This is a genomic window from Bradyrhizobium sp. HKCCYLR20261 (assembly GCF_051168435.1).
GTDB lineage: Bacteria > Pseudomonadota > Alphaproteobacteria > Rhizobiales > Xanthobacteraceae > Bradyrhizobium.
Genome location: NZ_JBNPUZ010000011.1, coordinates 77010 through 93507 on the forward strand (window position 1 = coordinate 77010; position 16498 = coordinate 93507).

General features: G+C 67.0%; 15 protein-coding genes. 4 read left to right on the plus strand and 11 right to left on the minus strand.

All coding sequences use genetic code 11. The features are described 5' to 3' along the window. Positions 1-38 precede the first annotated feature (38 nt). Positions 39-1298, plus strand: coding sequence for an O-antigen ligase family protein (locus tag ACQR1L_RS23535; RefSeq protein ID WP_434860306.1), 1260 nt, complete (start codon positions 39-41; stop codon positions 1296-1298). 16 nt (positions 1299-1314) lie between these two features. Here ACQR1L_RS23535 and ACQR1L_RS23540 read toward each other — a convergent pair whose 3' ends face one another. The 3 genes from ACQR1L_RS23540 to ACQR1L_RS23550 all read right to left on the minus strand — a co-directional run bounded on the left by ACQR1L_RS23540 (position 1315) and on the right by ACQR1L_RS23550 (position 2850). Further along, positions 1315-1932, minus strand: a complete 618-nt coding sequence (locus ACQR1L_RS23540) for a transglutaminase-like cysteine peptidase (RefSeq protein WP_434860307.1) — start codon at positions 1930-1932, stop codon at positions 1315-1317. Positions 1933-2141: 209 nt separating this feature from the next. Further along, positions 2142-2507 (minus strand): helix-turn-helix domain-containing protein, encoded by a 366-nt coding sequence (locus ACQR1L_RS23545; protein ID WP_434860308.1) that lies wholly within the window; start codon positions 2505-2507, stop codon positions 2142-2144. A 22-nt stretch (positions 2508-2529) separates the two neighbouring features. After that, the gene (locus tag ACQR1L_RS23550) at positions 2530-2850 is read right to left on the minus strand and encodes a hypothetical protein (RefSeq protein ID WP_434860309.1); all 321 of its coding nucleotides are present in this window, start codon (positions 2848-2850) and stop codon (positions 2530-2532) included. Between the two features lie 22 nt (positions 2851-2872). On the opposite strand from ACQR1L_RS23550, the gene ACQR1L_RS23555 reads away from it, so the two are divergent. Together ACQR1L_RS23555 and ACQR1L_RS23560 are read left to right on the plus strand one after the other, a co-directional pair. After that, positions 2873-4864 (plus strand): glycosyl hydrolase family 28-related protein, encoded by a 1992-nt coding sequence (locus ACQR1L_RS23555; RefSeq protein ID WP_434860310.1) that lies wholly within the window; start codon positions 2873-2875, stop codon positions 4862-4864. Positions 4865-5005: 141 nt separating this feature from the next. Next, positions 5006-5218 (plus strand): hypothetical protein, encoded by a 213-nt coding sequence (locus ACQR1L_RS23560; RefSeq protein WP_434860311.1) that lies wholly within the window; start codon positions 5006-5008, stop codon positions 5216-5218. A gap of 14 nt (positions 5219-5232) precedes the next feature. Here ACQR1L_RS23560 and ACQR1L_RS23565 read toward each other — a convergent pair whose 3' ends face one another. The 3 genes from ACQR1L_RS23565 to ACQR1L_RS23575 all read right to left on the minus strand — a co-directional run bounded on the left by ACQR1L_RS23565 (position 5233) and on the right by ACQR1L_RS23575 (position 8080). Next, on the minus strand, positions 5233-5523 hold the full coding sequence (locus ACQR1L_RS23565) for a hypothetical protein (RefSeq protein WP_434860312.1): 291 nt from the start codon (positions 5521-5523) through the stop codon (positions 5233-5235). A 174-nt stretch (positions 5524-5697) separates the two neighbouring features. After that, positions 5698-6606, minus strand: coding sequence for an acyl-CoA acyltransferase (locus ACQR1L_RS23570; protein WP_434860313.1), 909 nt, complete (start codon positions 6604-6606; stop codon positions 5698-5700). Between the two features lie 196 nt (positions 6607-6802). Then, positions 6803-8080 carry a hypothetical protein gene (locus tag ACQR1L_RS23575; RefSeq protein ID WP_434860314.1) on the minus strand — a complete coding sequence of 426 codons (1278 nt, stop codon included), beginning with the start codon at positions 8078-8080 and terminating at the stop codon, positions 6803-6805. A gap of 90 nt (positions 8081-8170) precedes the next feature. Between ACQR1L_RS23575 and ACQR1L_RS23580 the strand changes: the two genes are divergently transcribed. Then, positions 8171-9355, plus strand: a complete 1185-nt coding sequence (locus ACQR1L_RS23580; RefSeq protein ID WP_434860315.1) for a glycosyltransferase family 4 protein — start codon at positions 8171-8173, stop codon at positions 9353-9355. Here ACQR1L_RS23580 and ACQR1L_RS23585 read toward each other — a convergent pair. From ACQR1L_RS23585 to ACQR1L_RS23605, 5 genes are read right to left on the minus strand one after another with little or no spacing between them, the layout of a single operon-like run. After that, complete coding sequence (locus ACQR1L_RS23585; protein WP_434860316.1) at positions 9352-10533, minus strand: glycosyltransferase; 1182 nt, start codon at positions 10531-10533, stop codon at positions 9352-9354. The two genes, ACQR1L_RS23580 and ACQR1L_RS23585, sit on opposite strands and share 4 nt — an antisense overlap. Next, positions 10526-11548 carry a polysaccharide deacetylase family protein gene (locus ACQR1L_RS23590; protein ID WP_434860317.1) on the minus strand — a complete coding sequence of 341 codons (1023 nt, stop codon included), beginning with the start codon at positions 11546-11548 and terminating at the stop codon, positions 10526-10528. The genes ACQR1L_RS23585 and ACQR1L_RS23590 overlap by 8 nt, the downstream gene beginning before the upstream one ends. Beyond that, positions 11545-13065 (minus strand): lipid II flippase MurJ, encoded by a 1521-nt coding sequence (locus tag ACQR1L_RS23595; RefSeq protein ID WP_434860318.1) that lies wholly within the window; start codon positions 13063-13065, stop codon positions 11545-11547. The genes ACQR1L_RS23590 and ACQR1L_RS23595 overlap by 4 nt, the downstream gene beginning before the upstream one ends. Further along, complete coding sequence (locus tag ACQR1L_RS23600; protein WP_434860319.1) at positions 13062-14219, minus strand: glycosyltransferase; 1158 nt, start codon at positions 14217-14219, stop codon at positions 13062-13064. Before ACQR1L_RS23600 ends, ACQR1L_RS23595 begins: the two co-directional genes overlap by 4 nt. Then, complete coding sequence (locus tag ACQR1L_RS23605) at positions 14216-16480, minus strand: exopolysaccharide transport family protein (RefSeq protein WP_434860320.1); 2265 nt, start codon at positions 16478-16480, stop codon at positions 14216-14218. The genes ACQR1L_RS23600 and ACQR1L_RS23605 overlap by 4 nt, the downstream gene beginning before the upstream one ends. Between the last annotated feature and the right edge of the window lie 18 nt (positions 16481-16498).

A 16498-nucleotide genomic window follows, 5' to 3' on the forward strand; every position in this document is an offset into this window, starting at 1 on the left:
TCGACGCATGGGGCACCGCGATAGGATGATGGATTCACGTGACCGGCACTCAAGGCGCGCTCTTCCTGCTCGTGCTCGCGGCTCCCGCAACTCTCCTGGAGGGCGTGACCGGCTGGGTGTTCTGCGCTGCCGCCGCGGCGCTCGGCCTCATGGCCCTGCTGCTCAACAGCCAGGGTTCGCTGGGCCGCGCCTGGGACAACATCCGCCCGGCCGCCCCGCTCGCTGCGGTCCTGGTCGGCATCCCCCTGCTTCAACTCGTTCCTTTCGCACCCTCCTCCCTCACCTCCCCGATCTGGGACCAGGCCTCTCGGGCGCTTCAGGCCGACATCGGCCGCTCGGTCAGCCTTGATCGCGGAGCAACCGTCTCGAGCCTGGCCGGCGTGCTCGCTCTCGTCGCGCTCGCCGCCACCACGGCCCTCATCGCCCGTGACAGGCAGCGGGCGGCCCGGCTGTTTCAGGCGGCCTGCTTCGCCACGCTCATGATGATCGGGCTGCTGTTGGCCGGCGACTGGCTGCCACTGATCGGGAGCGATCGCGGCCCGGCCCTCGGCGTTCTCGGCAGCCTGGGCCTGGTGATGGCGGCCGCGCTGGGCAGCGCGGCTTTCGCGGGGCGGACCCGCGCCGCCTCCTCCTCGGTCGACCGGAGGGTCGGTCTCGTCCTGTGCGGATTGATGGCCGCGACCGGTTTGCTGGCGCAGGCGAGCGGTCTGCGTCTCGCTGGTGTCCTCGTCGCCGCCATCGGCATCGTGCTGTGCGTGCTCGCCGCGCGGAGTCCCGTCCCGCGGTTCGGCACGAGAACCGCGCTGGGGATCACGGCTGTCCTCACGCTGCTCGCGGTTGGCCTTGTGCTTCCCCCCGGACGGGATGCCGTCCTTGCCCTGGCGTCAGCGCAATCGGATCGGCCCGGCGCGACGATGGCCACGCAAGATGCGCAACGCATGTTGTCGGAGACGCCGCCGCTCGGGACCGGCGTCGGCAGCTTCGATACGCTCGCCGCCCTCTATGCGGCGCCGGCGTCGCGCACTCCGCCCTCGGCAGCGACCAAGGTCTATGTCGAATATGGACCCGTCGGCGCGATCATACTGCTGGCCGTGGGATTGTTCCTGGTCTTGAAACTGGTGGCAGGAGCGGCGCGGCGCGGCCGCGACCGGCATTATTCGGCGTGCGCGGCGGCGCTCCTCGTCGTGCTTGGTGCCCAGAGCCTCTGGAGCACCGGCCCTGCCAACCTCGCGCCGCAGATCGTCTTGGCCGTCCTGGTCGGGGTCGGCCTCGCGCAGCGCCGCTCGGCCGACGCCTGATCTATTCGAGGCGCGATCAGACCGTGGAGCCTGCCACGCTCGACCAATAGCGCGGATTGGACGGGGACTGGACCCGCACCCAGCGGTAGTTGGTCTTGGACCACGGCCGGACATTAGCATTGAGATTGTCGACCACGACATCCCCCGAGCGGGTCCGCACGACCAGCACCAGGTGATGCTCGCCCCAATTGGTGACCACCTCGGCCAGCAGCAAGGCGCGCGCCGGCCAGCCGCGCTGCAGCAGCGCATGCCGCTTGGTCACCGCGTAATCATTGCAGTCGCCATGTGACGGGCCGACCACCCATTCCTCGGCGGCAACGCCGCGGGTGTTGCGCGTCGGGATGATCGCGCGGTTCACCTCGGCGTTGACCTTCACCAGCTCCGCATAGCGATCACCAGTCAGCTCGATCGCGCCGCCGCGAAACACCATGCCGTTCGGACGGCAGTCCGCCGGATAGGCCATGCAGAATTTGATGTGGGCCATCGGCGGCAGCGCCGGCGCATCGAGCTTGATCCGGTCGATCTGATATTTCAGGTTCAGCGGCATGCCGATCATGGCCGCCTGGGCGCCTTGGCTGATGCTCAGCAACAAGGCAAGCATCGCCACTGCGTAGATTTGAAGCTTCCGTCCCATCGCAGAACTCCCCGCGTTCACACGGCAGAGTTAGCCTAGGCGCATTAGGATGACGTTCGGAGCCGGCGTGCAATTTGGCGCAAAGTCGAGGGTGCGGAGTTACGCTTTGTTAAGCAACGAGGCCGCGGGCTCGATCGCCCCACCGGAGGACAGACCGGCACTGTATCCGCGCGACCGGAAGGCTGGGGAGGGGAAACGCGGGATGACGATCAGTGGCTCTGATGCTCAAGATTGGCCGGACGGACAGGCGCCTGCTCCTCGATGCGCGCCTTCTCGAGCAGCAGATCGGTGACAATCTTCCGCAGCCGTCTGTTCTCCGCGGTCAGCTCATCCAGGATCCGGCGCATGTCTGCCAGCGTCGGCGCAGCCGTCGGCAGCAACGGCTCCAGCGGGGCTTCGAACGCAGGCACCTGCTTCGGCTCCGGGCCCCGCGACCGCAGCTTGCGCCAGCGATGGAAGGTCATGACACTGACGCCGAGCGCCTCGCAAATTTCCACCTGGGACTTGCCGGCCCGAACCATGTCGTCGGCCTGCGCAAGCTTTTGGATGATTTCCTGGTAGGAGTGCTTCTTCATGAGACCAATCTTTGGCGGACGCTTATCTTCTACAACCCGTCAGGCCGACAATCGACGCATCACTGCCAGAAGTTGCAAGCGGTAACTTATCACACTCCGGTAAAAATAACCATTCCGATATGGGTTTGAAGCGACCAATCCACGAGGAGATCGCGTCACTCGCGCGCAGGTCAGTCTGTCGCATCACGCGCATGATAAGTCCGGCGCAACGACCCGGCTGGGGATCGCTCGTCATCACGGTCGCTAACATCTCCGACACTCGCAAAGGATTGAGAATTGATCGCGGTTCTGCCACGGCTTGATTTTGCGACGCACCAAATACGCCTTCCACGACTTCGGCCAAATCAACTTTCCGGACGCTCCCCATGCGAAGACGTGATCTGATCGCTGCAGGTCCAGCTGCCGCCTTCCTGACGACGACGGCCGAAGCCGCGACTGCGCGATTGCCGGGACCCACGACCGTCGATGTCCGCCGCGACTTCGGCGCCAGAGGAGACGGCGTCACCGACGACTGGCAGGCGATCGAGAATGCGGGCCTCCACCTCGAGCGTCTCGGCGGCGGCAGCATGTACTTCCCGGCAGGCAGATACCGAATGACGCGGGTCGGTAAGAACATAACTATCCGTAACAACGTTCATTATTTCGGTGATGGACACGCATCTGTGATAATCGGTAGCAATGCGGCTTTCATAAGTCCGAACGGTGCCGCATTCGGACGTAGCTCCTACGACGGATATCGCTACTTCACAGTGCGCGACATCACAGCCGGTGACCGCGAGATCGAATTCGCGAACGCTGCCGACACAACTAATTTCAAGGCCGGCGACATCGTCATCGTCCGATCGAAGGATGCGATCGTCACACCCGGGGACGTGCTCCCCTACTATGTCGAGATGAACCGCGTCGTCGAGGTGAACGGCAATCGCCTCCTGCTCGAAGACGCCATCGACGATGGCTGGCGCGGCTTGATCGCCGCCAACGTGACGCAGGACGTCTGCCAGGGATACGGCATCGAGAATCTCCGGGTGGAATGCGAGGACGGCTATCCCTTCTTCATCCAGGGCAGCTACAAGAGCTTCATCCGCAATTGCTGGACCCGGGGCGTGGCGCTCGCCTGCTTCAACGGCTTCACGCGCAGCGCGGCGCACGACATCATCGCCGACGTCACGTGGCGCCCCGACAAGACCAGCGCGTCGGTATTTGAAATCGAGACCGGCTGCGTCCGGGCCAACTTCCACGACATCGACGTCCACATGGCCGGATCGGCCCGCGCCGGGCAGCGCTATCCGTTGTTCTATTGCCAGGAGTTCTCGCGCCGGACGGCGCTGCGCAACATCCGCATCGCGGCAGCCGGCACCGATCTCGGCAACGTGTTCGAGGTCATGAGCGGCGGGCACAGCTTCGATAACGTCGAGGTGGTGGCGAAATCCGTCGACAAGGTGCTGGACTATTGGGTGAGAGAGCCCGAACACTATCAGCTCGGCGAGCTCGGACTTGCCATGCGCAATGTCGTCATCGAGACATCAGACCCGGTGAAGGGCTTCAACCACGGCTTCATCCTGCACAACGACCATCCTAACGGTGAAGTCCAGAACGTAACGATCAAGGATTGTGAAATCCGCGCACGCACGGCTTCTGCCGAGTGCAACCTGATCTGGTTCTACAAGGGGCGGCAAACGAACATCCGATTCGAAGGGGTGCGCGGTGCGGGGCAGATTGCGATGAACACGTCCACCGGCGGGCGTCCGGGCGAGGCTGCCAGCAACGCGCTCGCCTTCCCGTTGAAGGACGTGGTGCTGCAGGACTGCGCCTTCACGTGCCTCGCATCGGCGGACCTTTTGGCCCAAGCGCGCTTCATCGACTGCCGCAGATTGAACGGCCCGAATGTCGCTGCCGCCGCGCCCGGCGCCGTCTGGTTGGCCGACCGGCCGCGTGTGCAAATGTCGTTCGCGATGCCGGCGGAGGCGTCGATCTGCTGCGGCGACGTCGTGTCGATCCGGATCTCGGCCTGGTCGGAGCCCCTGCCGTTTCCCGCTCATCTTCGCATCCGGATGATGGGAGCGGATGTGTTGACGATCGATCTCCCCCCTGCGAATTCCGCCGATCTCGAGGTCGATCTCGCCGCAACGTTCTTTGCTGGCCCGTTTCACCGGCCGGAGCGCTTCACATTATCGGGCCAGGTGAGGACGCGAGGCGGCTCCGGCCCGGGTTGGACGTCCGTGACCGGCAAGGTCGACCTTCGAGCCGCGGCCCTCGTCGAGGTGCTCGGCTGGATCGACAAGCCGGCGGGCCTCGCCGCGGGCATCACGATCAAGACCGCCCGCATCGCGTGGCGCGAGGTCGAACGCGGCGCCTAGGCGTTGTTTCTCAACCCCGCGCACACCGCGGATCGCTGCGTGTTCGTTAATCGATCGTGACCAGCATCGCGACAATTGAGGGCGAGGCTTCAGGCTCATCTCAAAAGTCTTCGGCTACGGTATTTGGCGGAGGGTTACCCGATGTCAAAATTTTCGCTCACGATCACCGCCGCCGTCATCGTCGCCAGCCTGTCACCGGCCCAGGCGGGTCTGCTGACGTCGCCGATTGGCCTGAAGCCGGCGGTCGACGCGATCCGCACCATGACCAAGGCCGAGCTTCAGGAGCAGCCCGACGCGTGCATGCTGCGCGGCGACGCCATGTTCGCTGGCCCGGTCAGACTCTGGACCTGCTGACCAGAGGATTCGCTCTACCGCTGGCGCGGCAGCGGCTGCAGGATCAGGCCGCCGTCATCCGACCGGCCGCGCAGCACGAACAGGCCCTTGTCGGTGGCGACGATGTCGCCCGTCTGAAGCGTCTCGTCGTTCAGCACCCGCTCGGTCGCGACTTGCGCGGCGGAGGGGCGCGCGGGTGGCGCCTCACGCGGGCGCGAGGCCGCCTCTTGGCGTGCCCGCTCGGCGCGCTCACGCGCCTGCTCGACCTTCTTCCGCCAGGCCTCGCGCGAGATCGTGCTGTCGGGCGACACTTGGTCGATCGACACATCGGTCTCCTCCGCCGCCTTGAGCGAAGAACCCGTCGTCAGTAGCAGGCCAACGGCAATACCCAGCATGCAGCTGCGGACGCCCAATCCCCGCCCGAAGAAAGCGGCCGCGATCCATGGGTTCGGGCGAGCGACCAACAGGGAGCGAGGCGCTGACGGTTCGCTCATGGGATCCTACCCGTCGAACAGCGCGGCCTCTGTGAAGGCAAGATCGCCGAGGCGGGGCGGATGGGGACCCTTGGCATATTTGCGGCCTCGTTTCGCTGAATACCATCCGATGAGGCCAGCCATGGGTTGGTTGGCATCGATGCGCACCAGGAGGCCGCCGCGGCGGGTCAGGAAGCGGCCTAGATTGCCTGCGAACCGCACCAGGTCTCCGAGATCGCGACAGTATAGCAGCCGGTCAATCGGGAGCACGTTCTTCACGCGGTGCTTCTGGAAGACGAACGGATGCGCCGTGCCGGAGTGGCGAACGACGACGCTCAGGCAGCCCCAAGCCGCGTGCTGCCGCAGCAACTCGGCCTCGTAGGAGCTGAGGCCGGCGCGATCGCCTCCATCGAACTGCGCGACTGTGACATCGGCGAGCGGCCGCGACAATGCCAGCGCGGCGTAGATCTGGCCCTTGCAATACACCTTGAAGCCCTGGGCTTCGACCTGCGGCCAGGTGTGCGGCGCCGGTGTGATGTTGAAATAGGTCACCGTCTTGTCGCGCGTCGCGGCACGCACCAGCATCGAGCTGAAGGCGCGGAACGCCGGCTCGACATACCAGCTCGACACGTTGGCGCGGACGATCGTCTGGCCGTCCTCGGCCTGCACATTGGAGAACAGCAGCAGGATCACGCCGACGGGCACGCCGCCATGATCGAGACAATAGCCGAAGGCGGGGAAGCCCGCCGGCCGCGCGCGCTGCGCATGGCGATCGAGCCCGCGCAGCCAATAGGCCTCGCTGCGAAAGGCAAATCCGCGTGTCAGCAGCGCGGCGACGGCCGGCAGATCGGCGGCCGTGATCTCGCGGATGCGTACACCCGTCACGGCCTGCGGCGTCCCGTCGTTCGCGATCTCAGCCTTCTTGACCGGCTGCATTCCAGCTTCACCCCAAAGAGGCGCTCGGCTCACGCCCGGTTCCATGATGGACCCATCATGACTGCAATTATCGTCAAATGATCACCGGACGCTGTGGTACCTGGGAGTGCCCTTACCATCGAGTTAACGAAGCGCGTGAAACCCGCTTCCCGGGTCGATCGCTCGAGGCGAACGAGACCTGCGATCGGGGGTGACGCTACGGCCTTGGCACGCGAAACATGTAGGTCTCATTGGCATTCAGGCCGTCGACGAAGAACCGGCCCGGCTTGGCTTCGATCCGCCGCTGCAGCCCGTCCCAGGCCCACACCTCGACGCTGCGCGTCCATTCCGGCAAATCGAGCTCGACCGCGCGGCCGGGCCGGTCGGTCCAGCCGGCAATGTTCTGCCACACGATCAGATCCGCGTCCGGCCCGCTCAGCCGGTACAGCGCCAAACGGCGGTCGATGGACACGATCCGCATATGTCCAGCGAGCTGAAGCACGGTCTTCGTCACCAGACTCCGGGCCTCGGGACTCCAGGGCTTCTCTCCGGCCGCCATCGCATAAGCGAGCCCATCGACGTCGGGCGTATCCCCGAGATTCCAGGGGAAGGCCAGCACGGACACCGGCGCGCGGCCGTCCTTCCCGACCACGGCGAGCTGGTCCCAGATCGCACTCAGAAACAATCTGGCCGCGACCTGCTCGTCCTCCCAGGCGCCGGCGCGCGCCACGTTGAACTCGGTCGCATAGAAATTGATCTCGCGCGTCAGGCCCATCGCCTGCTTGATGCGGTCGAAACAGGTCTGCACCGAGAACGCGCGGCCGCGGGTCATCGGATACCATTTGTCGTTGTAGTAGGTATGCAGATCGATGCCGTCGAGCCGGCCGTCCTCAAGCAGATCGGCGATCGCAGGACCGTAGCCGCGCAACGTTGCATCTCCGTGCGAGTTGCAGGTTGCGAAGCCGCCGGGAACGACGCGCAGCTTGGGATCCACGCTATGTATCCCGTCGGCGAGGCCCGCCAGCGCATCATGATAGTCCTTGCGCGGGATCGTCGCCTGCACGTCCGGCTCGTTGATCGCCGTGAAGACGGTGGCGCCCCAGTCAGGAATACCGTTTTCGCGGCCCCAGTCTCCGCCGGGCCGGAAACGCTTCGCCATCGCCTGCCCGGCGGCGAACCAATCCTGATAGGAGCCGATCGGCTGGGACGGATTGAGGAACTGATAGCTGCCCTCGTATTCGAGCAGGATCAGCGGCATGATGCCGTTCTGATGTGCCTCCAGCATCGCAGCATCGAAATCGTGCGGCGTGGGAACCCGCGTGAGCGTACGCCAGCCGTAGGAGTCCATGCGTCCGAGCCGGGCCCCGACGCCGTGCAGCGCCTGATACATCTGCGTGCTCTTGCCGGCGAGATGCGTCACCAGATTGCCGCCGCCGATCCGCTGGTTGACCCGAAGCTCAGCCGCTTCGGTGTCCCCGGCGCGCGCGCTGGACATGTATAGCAACAAGCCAAACGTTAATAGGGCTGTGCTAACGACCAACAGATTGGAACGAAGTCGCAATGTCTGATCCCATAGATTTTCGTTATGACGTTTGAGATCGTCCAGGTCGTTCAAGAGATAAGCAATGCCGGCGGCGTCGAAACCGTCGCCATCGAGCTGGCGCGCGTTTTCGGTCGACATGGTTTATCCAATGTCGTGCTGGCGAGCGCGGTCGCGGAAAACCTCGAGCACACGATCAAGGTCGAGCGCGTTGCGCCGTGGCTGGCGCGCATTCCGACGCGCGGACTGTTCCGTCACCTCGGCCGCGCCGTCGTCGTGCCGCTGTTCACGCTGGCCGCGACACGCGCGCTCGCGCGGCATCCCGACGCCGTCGTCGTCAGCCATGGCGACAGCCTGAAGGGCGACGTGCTGATCGTTCATGCCGTCAATGCGCAGAGCCTCGTCGAGAAGCGCGCGGCCGGCAGCTGGCGCTGGATGCTGAACCCGATGCATCTGTGGGTGAGCCTGCGCGACCGCTTCATGATCGGCGGCCTGCGCTATCGGGCGTTCGTGGCGGTGTCGTCGCGCGTGACAGCCGAATTGCAGCGCTTCTACCGTGTGCCGGATGCACGCATCCACGTGATCTCGAACGGCATCGACCTCGCACGCTTCCGGCGCGACGCCGCGCGCGGACAGGCTCTCCGCCAGGAGTTCGGAATTCCAGACGACGCGCGCGTGCTGCTGTTCGTCGGTCACGAATTCAGCCGCAAGGGATTGGCGCATGTGATCGGCGCGCTCGAGCAACTCGGCGGCGACACGTGGCTGCTGGTCGTCGGCTCCGACAATCCGGCGCCTTATCGGAGGATGGCGCGCACCGCCCAGCAGCGCCTCGTCTTTGCCGGCTCGCGGTCTGACATGCCCGCACTCTACTCGGCGGCCGATGCCTTCGTGCTTCCCACGAGCTACGAGACATTCTCGCTGGTCTGCATGGAAGCCATGGCCTGCGCGGTGCCGGTGTTCGCCACGCCCGTCGGCGGGATCGAGGATTATCTGCAGGATGGCATCAACGGCTTCCGCATCGCCCCCGACGGAGCCGACATCGCAACCAAGCTTGCAGCAGCCTTCGCCGATCCCATGCTGATGCGTCGGCTTCAGGACGGCGCCTCTGCGACCGCGCAGCGATACGGCTGGGACCAGATCGGCCTGCAATATATCGACCTGCTGCGGAAGATCGACGCCGCCAAACGCGAGTCCGGCCGCACCGCGGTGGCGCTGCCGGCGGAGACCTAGCAACTGGTCTGCAGCGATTGCGGGCGCCCGACGTGGGCGGACGATCGCGCCTGATCGGCGGCACGGCACGCCGTTTCGATCGCCACCGCAACGGCATCGTAGGTGAAGCGGCGGAGCACGTTCGCACGGGCCGCCTTGCCCCGCGCCGCCAGTTCGGCAGGCTCACCGCTGAGCGCATCGATCAGACCTGACAGCGCAGCTGGGTCCCGCTCAGGCACGATCCAGCCGCCATCGCCTACGACATCAGGAATGGCGCCGCAGGTCGACCCGATCACCGGAATCGCGCAGGCCTGCGCCTCGATGATGACGCGGCCAAACTGCTCGCGCACCGCGTCCGTCGTTCGCGTCAGCAGCAGCAGCGCATCGAGACCGCGCAGGAACGCTGCGACCTCCGCGGGCGGCGCCCATCCCTGAATCGTGACCCGCTCGCCCAAGCCAAGCTCGGCCACGCGCCGGCGCAGATGCGCCTCGTGCGGACCTTCGCCGAGGATGCTGAGCGTCGCCGCCGACCTGCTCCGCGCCAGCGCCTCCAACGCATCGTCGAGGCCCTTCTCGGGCACAAGCCGGCCGACATAGCCGAGCCGCAGAGTGGCGCCGGCGGTCCTGCGCGTACCATCACCCGCCGGCGTGAAGGTGGCGAGATCGACGCCGTAGCCGATCGGGGTGACCGGGCCGGAATAGCCGCGGGCCTGCACCACGCGGGTGGCCTCGGGGCTCCGCGAGAGGATGTGATCGGTCCGCCCGAGCACATATTTGCGGATGGTCTCGAACGGCGGAGGGAGCCGCTTCAGGATGTTCTGGTCGACTTCGAGCACCAGGGCGGCGCGCCCGCGCAGCAGCTGCGCCTGCAGCGCCACGATGCTCCACGGCTCCTCCCAGAGATGGATCACGTCGGGATCGAGCTCGCGCAGCAGGCGGTGCAGCGCCGGATAGAAATGCAGATACCATTTCATCGGCCCGGCCTCGGACAGCCGGATCGGCAGCCGGTGCACGGGAAAGCCGTCGTCGGCCGGTGGCGCGGTGATCGTGCGGCCGAACTCCTTCCAGACCTCGGGCATGACCAGATGCAGGTCGACATCCGGCCGCGCCGCGAGATGGCGGTAGCGCAGCCGTCCGGCCTCGCTGCTGGTGGCGGGATGCGCGATCGAGACGATACGCAGGCGCGACCTGCTAGACACGGCCCATCACCTTCGCCGCGGCACCGCTGAGACCCGTCAGATGCAGCTCCATCGCCGCGAGCGAGCGATGCGCGCCGTTCATGGTGTTGCGCGGGATCGAGAACGCATCCTGACCGCTCTGGAGCAGACCCTTCCGCGTCGTCGCCGCACTGGCAAACCCGGCCTGCCGTGCCAGCGCGAAGTCGCGCGGTCCGCAATCTCCGGCGCGCCCATAGGGGAAGGCGAAGTGCCGGACATCGATGCCGAGACGTGCGTTCAGGCGAAGCCGCGCCTCGGCGAGCTCGCGCAGCGCGGCCTCGGGCGGCAGCGACGAGATCCGCGCATGCGACACGGTATGCGCGCCGATCTCCACCAGGGGATCGCGCGCCAGCTCATCGAGCATGTCCCAGGAGATCGCGTGCCGCCAATGCATCGCCTCGATATCGATCGCGTTGGCGGCGCAGAAGGCCGCATAGCACGCGGCCGCCTGCGGGCCGTCCCAGCGCGATGCGACCTGCGCGAACAGCGCCCGGCGCTGCTCCGGGCTCGACAGCGCGATGCGCTCGCCGTCGATCACGACGTGATCCCTGCGCAGCAGCGCATCTTCCAATCCCGCGGCCCAGAGCGCCAGCGTATTGTCGGGAATGCCGGTGGTCACGAAAAGGGTGACGGGGACGTTGTGCCGGCGGAAGACGGGCACCAGCAGCTCATACGTATCCCGATAGCAGTCGTCGATGGAGAAATTGACGTAGCGGCCGCAGGGCTCCTGGCTCGCCGTCCGGCGCAGCGCCTCGTTGATGGTCACGACGTCCCAGCCCTGCTCGCCGACATAGCCGAGGAAGCGATCCAGGAAATCAGCATCGACGTAGAAGTCGCGATTGGGCAGCCGCTCCCACTGCTCCGCTGTCGCCGCGCGATGAAAGGTCAGCAGACAGCCGCGCGGACCGAGCACGCGGTCGGCCGCCTTGGCGAGCGGGAGCACGAACGCACCGGAGGCCGTGATGGCCTTGGCTGCAGCGAGGGCCAACAGGGTCAACTGAGCTCTCCCTTCATCTTGAATGTGCGGCGAACATGCCGAAGCGCCGCGCCCAACACACCCGGCAGCAGAATTCCGATGGCGAACGCGAGACAGAGAAGATAGGCCGCTCCGCCGGCGCACAGCCGCGGCAGCAGCCCGGGCACGGCGTTCTGGATCATCATGCCGAGCACGGCCATCAGCGCCGCCGGCAGCAGCGCCAGCCCGATCACGAGCAGCAGCCTGCGCGCATCGCCGAGCACGAACACCACGCCGGTCAGCAGCACCAGGCTGCGGATCGCCTCGCCGATTCCGAGCAACTGCATGCCTGCCGCCGGTGACGGGCTGAACAGCGGCATCAGAAGATTGAAGCCCATATTGGCGAGATAGGCCGAGACGATGATCAGCGCCGCGACGCCGTTGCGGCCGGCGCCGTTGAGCAGGCGGATCAGGATCCAGCCGAGGGTTGCCGCCCAGACGCCGCAGGCGATGCCCTTCAACGCGTGCGACGTCAGCAGCAGGGCCTCGTCGCCGAAGGCGCCGCGGAAATAGATCAGGCGGACGATGTCGGTCGCGAACACCAGGAGGAAGGCGGAGGCCGGCAGCGTGATCGCGAGCAGCGGCCGCAGCAGGGCCTCGGTCTGCGCGCGCGGATCGCGTGGCGCATGCTGCGACAGCACCGCCATGCCGAGTGGCTGGCTGATGAGCAGCAGCGCGCTTTCCGTCAGGGAGCGGGCGTAGTCGAGCGAGGCGACGGCACCGGTGGTCAGCCGCGACGCGGTGAAGCGCTCGATCCAGACATTGCCCTGCTCCGCCAGGGGCAGCGCCAGCAGCACGCGCAGCCGGCGAAAGAATTCGAACGCCTTGTCGACGATCATGCGGACGGTCAGGCCGGAGAAGCTCAGCTCGCCCTCGCGCCACAGCGAGAACAGGCCCCAGGCCGCGAGGCCGTTGAATGCGACCGTGAAGGCACAGGCGAGCATGTAGGGATCGCCGGACAGCACAAGCAGGCCGATACCCCCGATCACGGCGATGTTCAGCAGGCTCGCGCGCAGATTGGTCAACCGCGTCCGTCCGAGCGCGATCTCGCCGGCCGCGAGAACATTCAGCACGGCCGAGGCCGGCATGGCGAAAGACATCATGCGGACGAAATGCAGAGTGAGCTGGTGCGCTTCCGCCGAGAAGCCGCCGACCACCGCGTTCACCCAGATTTCGCCGAGCAGCAAGATCACCGCGGTCACGAGCGTCGAGACCGCAGCAATGACGATCGTCAGGGCGCCGAGACTGCGCGCGGCATCGGGACGCTGCAACGCCTCGCGATGCATCGGGATCATGATCGCCGGCACGCTTTCGTTCTGCAGGAAGGCCAGCGGGATCAGCACGGCGGTCATGGCGGCGCGGAAGCCGTCGGCGATCAGCGAGGCGCCCAGCACATGCGCCATCAGCACCTCGCGGGCGAAGCCGAGCATCTTGCTCGCCAGCGCACCGCTGATCAGCAGCGCGCTGAAACGCTTGAGCGACGGACGGGAGGCGCTCACGCCGCCGCCCCCGCGCGAACGTTGCGGATCAGAAGCCCGATGGATTCGAGCATGCGCGCGAGATTGTAGTGCGTCCGCGCCCGGCGCGACGCGTAGTCGAGCTGCGGCTTGAGCAGCTCCGGCTCGGCCAGCACATGATCCAGGGCCTCGGCCAGCGCGCCGACATCACCGGGCGGGACGAGCATGCCGGCCCGGCCGTGCTCGAGAATATCCGGAGCCGCGCCGGCATCGGTCGCGATCACCGGCACGCCGGCCAGCATCGCCTCCACGAGGGTGCGGCCGAACGGCTCTGGATCGATCGAGGGATGCACCATCGCGTCGACGGCCTGCATCAGCATCGGCACGTCGCCGCGATGGCCGAGAAAGTGGACGCGGTCGCCGAGACCGAGTGTGGCGACCTGGCGCTTCAGCTCGGCCGCATAGGCCTGCTCGCCGAACAGCGCGTCGCCGACGATGATGGCGTGAACACCCGGCAGCCTCGCCAGCGCCTCGATCAGGACATGCTGCCCCTTCCACTGCGCGAGCCGGCTGAAGACGCCGACCAGCGGAGCCGTCGGCAGGCCGAGCCGCTGTCGCAGCTCCTGCCGGGACACCGGCACCGGCTCGACGGCGAGGCCATTTGGTACGACCTCGACGAGGGAGCGCCGTCCGCCGGCGTCGATGAAGGCGGACGCCGCCGCCTCGGACGGTACGATGACCTTGGCCGCGAAGCTGTTGGCCAGGAACACCTGGATGCGACGCTGCAGCGCGCCGAAATGGGCGGGGCTGATGATGTCGTGCAGATGCCAGATCAGCGGCCGGCGCGCGGCGAGATTGGCGATCGCCGACAGCACGAACGCCTTCTGCGAGTTGGCGTAGACGACGTCGTGACGGCGAACGGCGCGCGCGAGCTCGACGGTGATTGCGGCCAATCGGCCGAACAACGGCAGCGCCTTGAGCCACGAGCTGTCGCGGCGGAACTGCGCCAGCCCACGGCCCCAGCGCGACGTCACGACGGGGACGCCACGCTCGGAGAGCGCGTTGCCGAGCGGCCCCGGCTCGAACAGGAAGGCGCTCGAATCGCTGCGGCCTTGCACGACGTCCAGCAGGATCAGCTCGGCGCCGCCGATCTGTCCGGTATGGTCGACGAACAGCACGCGCTCGGTCGACATCACCCGACCTCGGCGTAGGCAGGGGCCTCGACAACGGACACGCTGCGGGGCTCGGCATCGGTCATCGTGACGACGATGCCGACGTCGACGGCTCCGAGCGCCCGGCTCTTGTTCACCGTCGCGACCGCCGGCTCGATCAGCGAGCGATCGCTGCGCACGCAGACGATCACCCAGTCCGTGCCCGCCAGGAAGTCGTCGCGTCGCGACGGCAGCGGGGTGTCGACGATGACGGCATCATAGCCATCGAGACCGCCGAGCAGGTGATCGAGGCCGACCGCGTCGAGAATGTCGCCGACGGGACCGTGGATGGCACCGGCCGGCAGGACGTCGAGAGACGGATGCTCGGTGCGCAGCACGGCCTCGCGCAGCGGCGTGCCGTGCTCGAGCGCGCCCAGCCATCCGGCGCTCCGCGGCAGCGTCATGATCTCGGCGAAGCAGGCATGCGCGATGTCACACTCCACCAGCAGCACGCGCCGTCCGGCAGCCGCCAGATGTTCCGCCAGCGCGCAGGCCGTGGTGGTCTTGCCGTCGCCCGCATCGGGAGAGGTCACGACGAGGCGCAGCGGCCGTCCCGGCTGCTCGATGCCGAGCTCGTGGAGGAGGTCGTGCAACGTGTGCTGGAACTCGTTGTCTTCGGACGCGAGGCGCAGCACGTGCGGGATCGCGAGCGGCTGGTGCCCCTGCAGGATGGCGCCCAGCGCGGACATCTGGCGCAGCGACTTCAGCCGCGGCAGACAGGCCAGGATCGACACGTCGGCGACGCTCGGCAGGTGAGATTTTCGCTCCGGCGCCAACGGCGGCGCCTCCACGTCCGGAGACGCCGTGGCGATCGCGGGCGTCTCCGGTACGATGGCTGGCGCCGCATCGGCCTCGGGCGCAGCGACCTGAGGCGACGGCGCCGAGTCTACGTCGGGAACGGGCTGCCTGATCCGTCGCGCGCCGAACTGATCGGCGAGCAACGCTGCGCCGACGCCGAAGATCATGGCGAGCGTCACGCCGGCGGCCAGGAACGGCAGCTTTTTCGGGAAGAACGGCTTGCTCGGGAGTTCCGCGAGGCTGACGAGACGCGTGCTGCCGCGCAGAACGCGGCGCTCGGTCTCGAGCTCGCTCGCCTTCTTGTAGAGCTCGGCATATTGCTGGCGCTTGATCTCGGTGTCGCGCACCATGCTCTCGATCGAGGCTTCGTCCAGCGAAGCCGAGCCGGCTTCGGCTTTCGCCGTGTCCATCTGCTTCTTGAGCGAATTCACCAGCGCATTATTGGCGTCGAAGGTCTTCTGCGCGCTGGCCGCGATGGTCTGCATCTCCTCGACCAGGCGCTGCTGGATCGTCGCCTGCTCGCGCGTCAGCGCCAGGATCGACGGATGCTTCGGCCCGAGCACGCCGGCCGCGCTGGCGAGCTGCGCGCTCACCGTCGTGAGCTGCTGCTTGAGGTCGGCGATGGTGCGGCTCTGCAGCACCGATGGCGCATCTGTCGGTCCGCGCTCCTGCTCGGACTTGATCTCCTGCAATCGGGCCGCCGCCTCGGCGCGCGCGGCTTCCGCCTGCGACAGCTGCTGGCCGATGCTGGTCAGCCGCTCCGAGGAGATCGGCGCATTCGCGCCGCGCATCAGGCCCTTGGTGCGGCGGAACTTCTGGATCTTGTCGTCGGCCTCGCGCAGTTGCTGGTCGAGCTGCTTCAACTCCTGCCACAGCCAGGAGCTCGCGACCTCGCGGCTGTTGGCGCCTTCGGTGCGCTGGTCCTCCAGGAACGTCTGGGTCAGCGCATTCGCGAGCGTCTGCGCCACCTCCGGACTGCTCGACTGATAGGAAATGTTGATGACGCGCGAACGGCCCGCGGAGGCGACACTGAAGCGGCCGTCGACGTGATCGATGAAGGCGCTGACATCCGTCTTGAGGCGCTGGCACGCCTCCACCGACCCGAGCAGGCGACCGCGCTCGCATTCGCCGACCACGGCGTCGACCACGCCGGGCGCGGACATGATCTGTCGCAGCAGCCGCGGCGAGCGGATCACCAGCAGCTGGCTTTCCATGTCGGCGGGATCGCCGATCTTCTGCGCCCACGCGGCCGACGTGTTGGCCCCCGGCTCCTGCTCGGCGATGATCACCGAGGCGGTGGCGAGATAGCGCACCGGCAGCAGGACGAGCGCCGCGACGGCCAACGCCAGCACCGCACCCGCGACGAGCGCGAACACGCCGCGGCGGCGCCAGATCCGGGCTACGGCATCAAAGCCGGAGAACGCCTCGTTGAGAGCCGCCTGCCTCATGATCTGCACTCGCACCAC

What these genes read in the sequence shown, in the direction of transcription:
- ACQR1L_RS23540 (WP_434860307.1), bottom strand. Translation starts at nt 1,932, where the DNA reads ATGGGACGGAAGCTTCAAATCTACGCAGTGGCGATGCTTGCCTTGTTG.
- ACQR1L_RS23545 (WP_434860308.1), bottom strand. Translation starts at nt 2,507, where the DNA reads ATGAAGAAGCACTCCTACCAGGAAATCATCCAAAAGCTTGCGCAGGCC.
- ACQR1L_RS23555 (WP_434860310.1), top strand. Translation starts at nt 2,873, where the DNA reads ATGCGAAGACGTGATCTGATCGCTGCAGGTCCAGCTGCCGCCTTCCTG.
- ACQR1L_RS23560 (WP_434860311.1), top strand. Translation starts at nt 5,006, where the DNA reads ATGTCAAAATTTTCGCTCACGATCACCGCCGCCGTCATCGTCGCCAGC.
- ACQR1L_RS23570 (WP_434860313.1), bottom strand. Translation starts at nt 6,606, where the DNA reads ATGCAGCCGGTCAAGAAGGCTGAGATCGCGAACGACGGGACGCCGCAG.
- ACQR1L_RS23575 (WP_434860314.1), bottom strand. Translation starts at nt 8,080, where the DNA reads ATGTCCAGCGCGCGCGCCGGGGACACCGAAGCGGCTGAGCTTCGGGTC.
- ACQR1L_RS23580 (WP_434860315.1), top strand. Translation starts at nt 8,171, where the DNA reads ATGACGTTTGAGATCGTCCAGGTCGTTCAAGAGATAAGCAATGCCGGC.
- ACQR1L_RS23605 (WP_434860320.1), bottom strand. Translation starts at nt 16,480, where the DNA reads ATGAGGCAGGCGGCTCTCAACGAGGCGTTCTCCGGCTTTGATGCCGTA.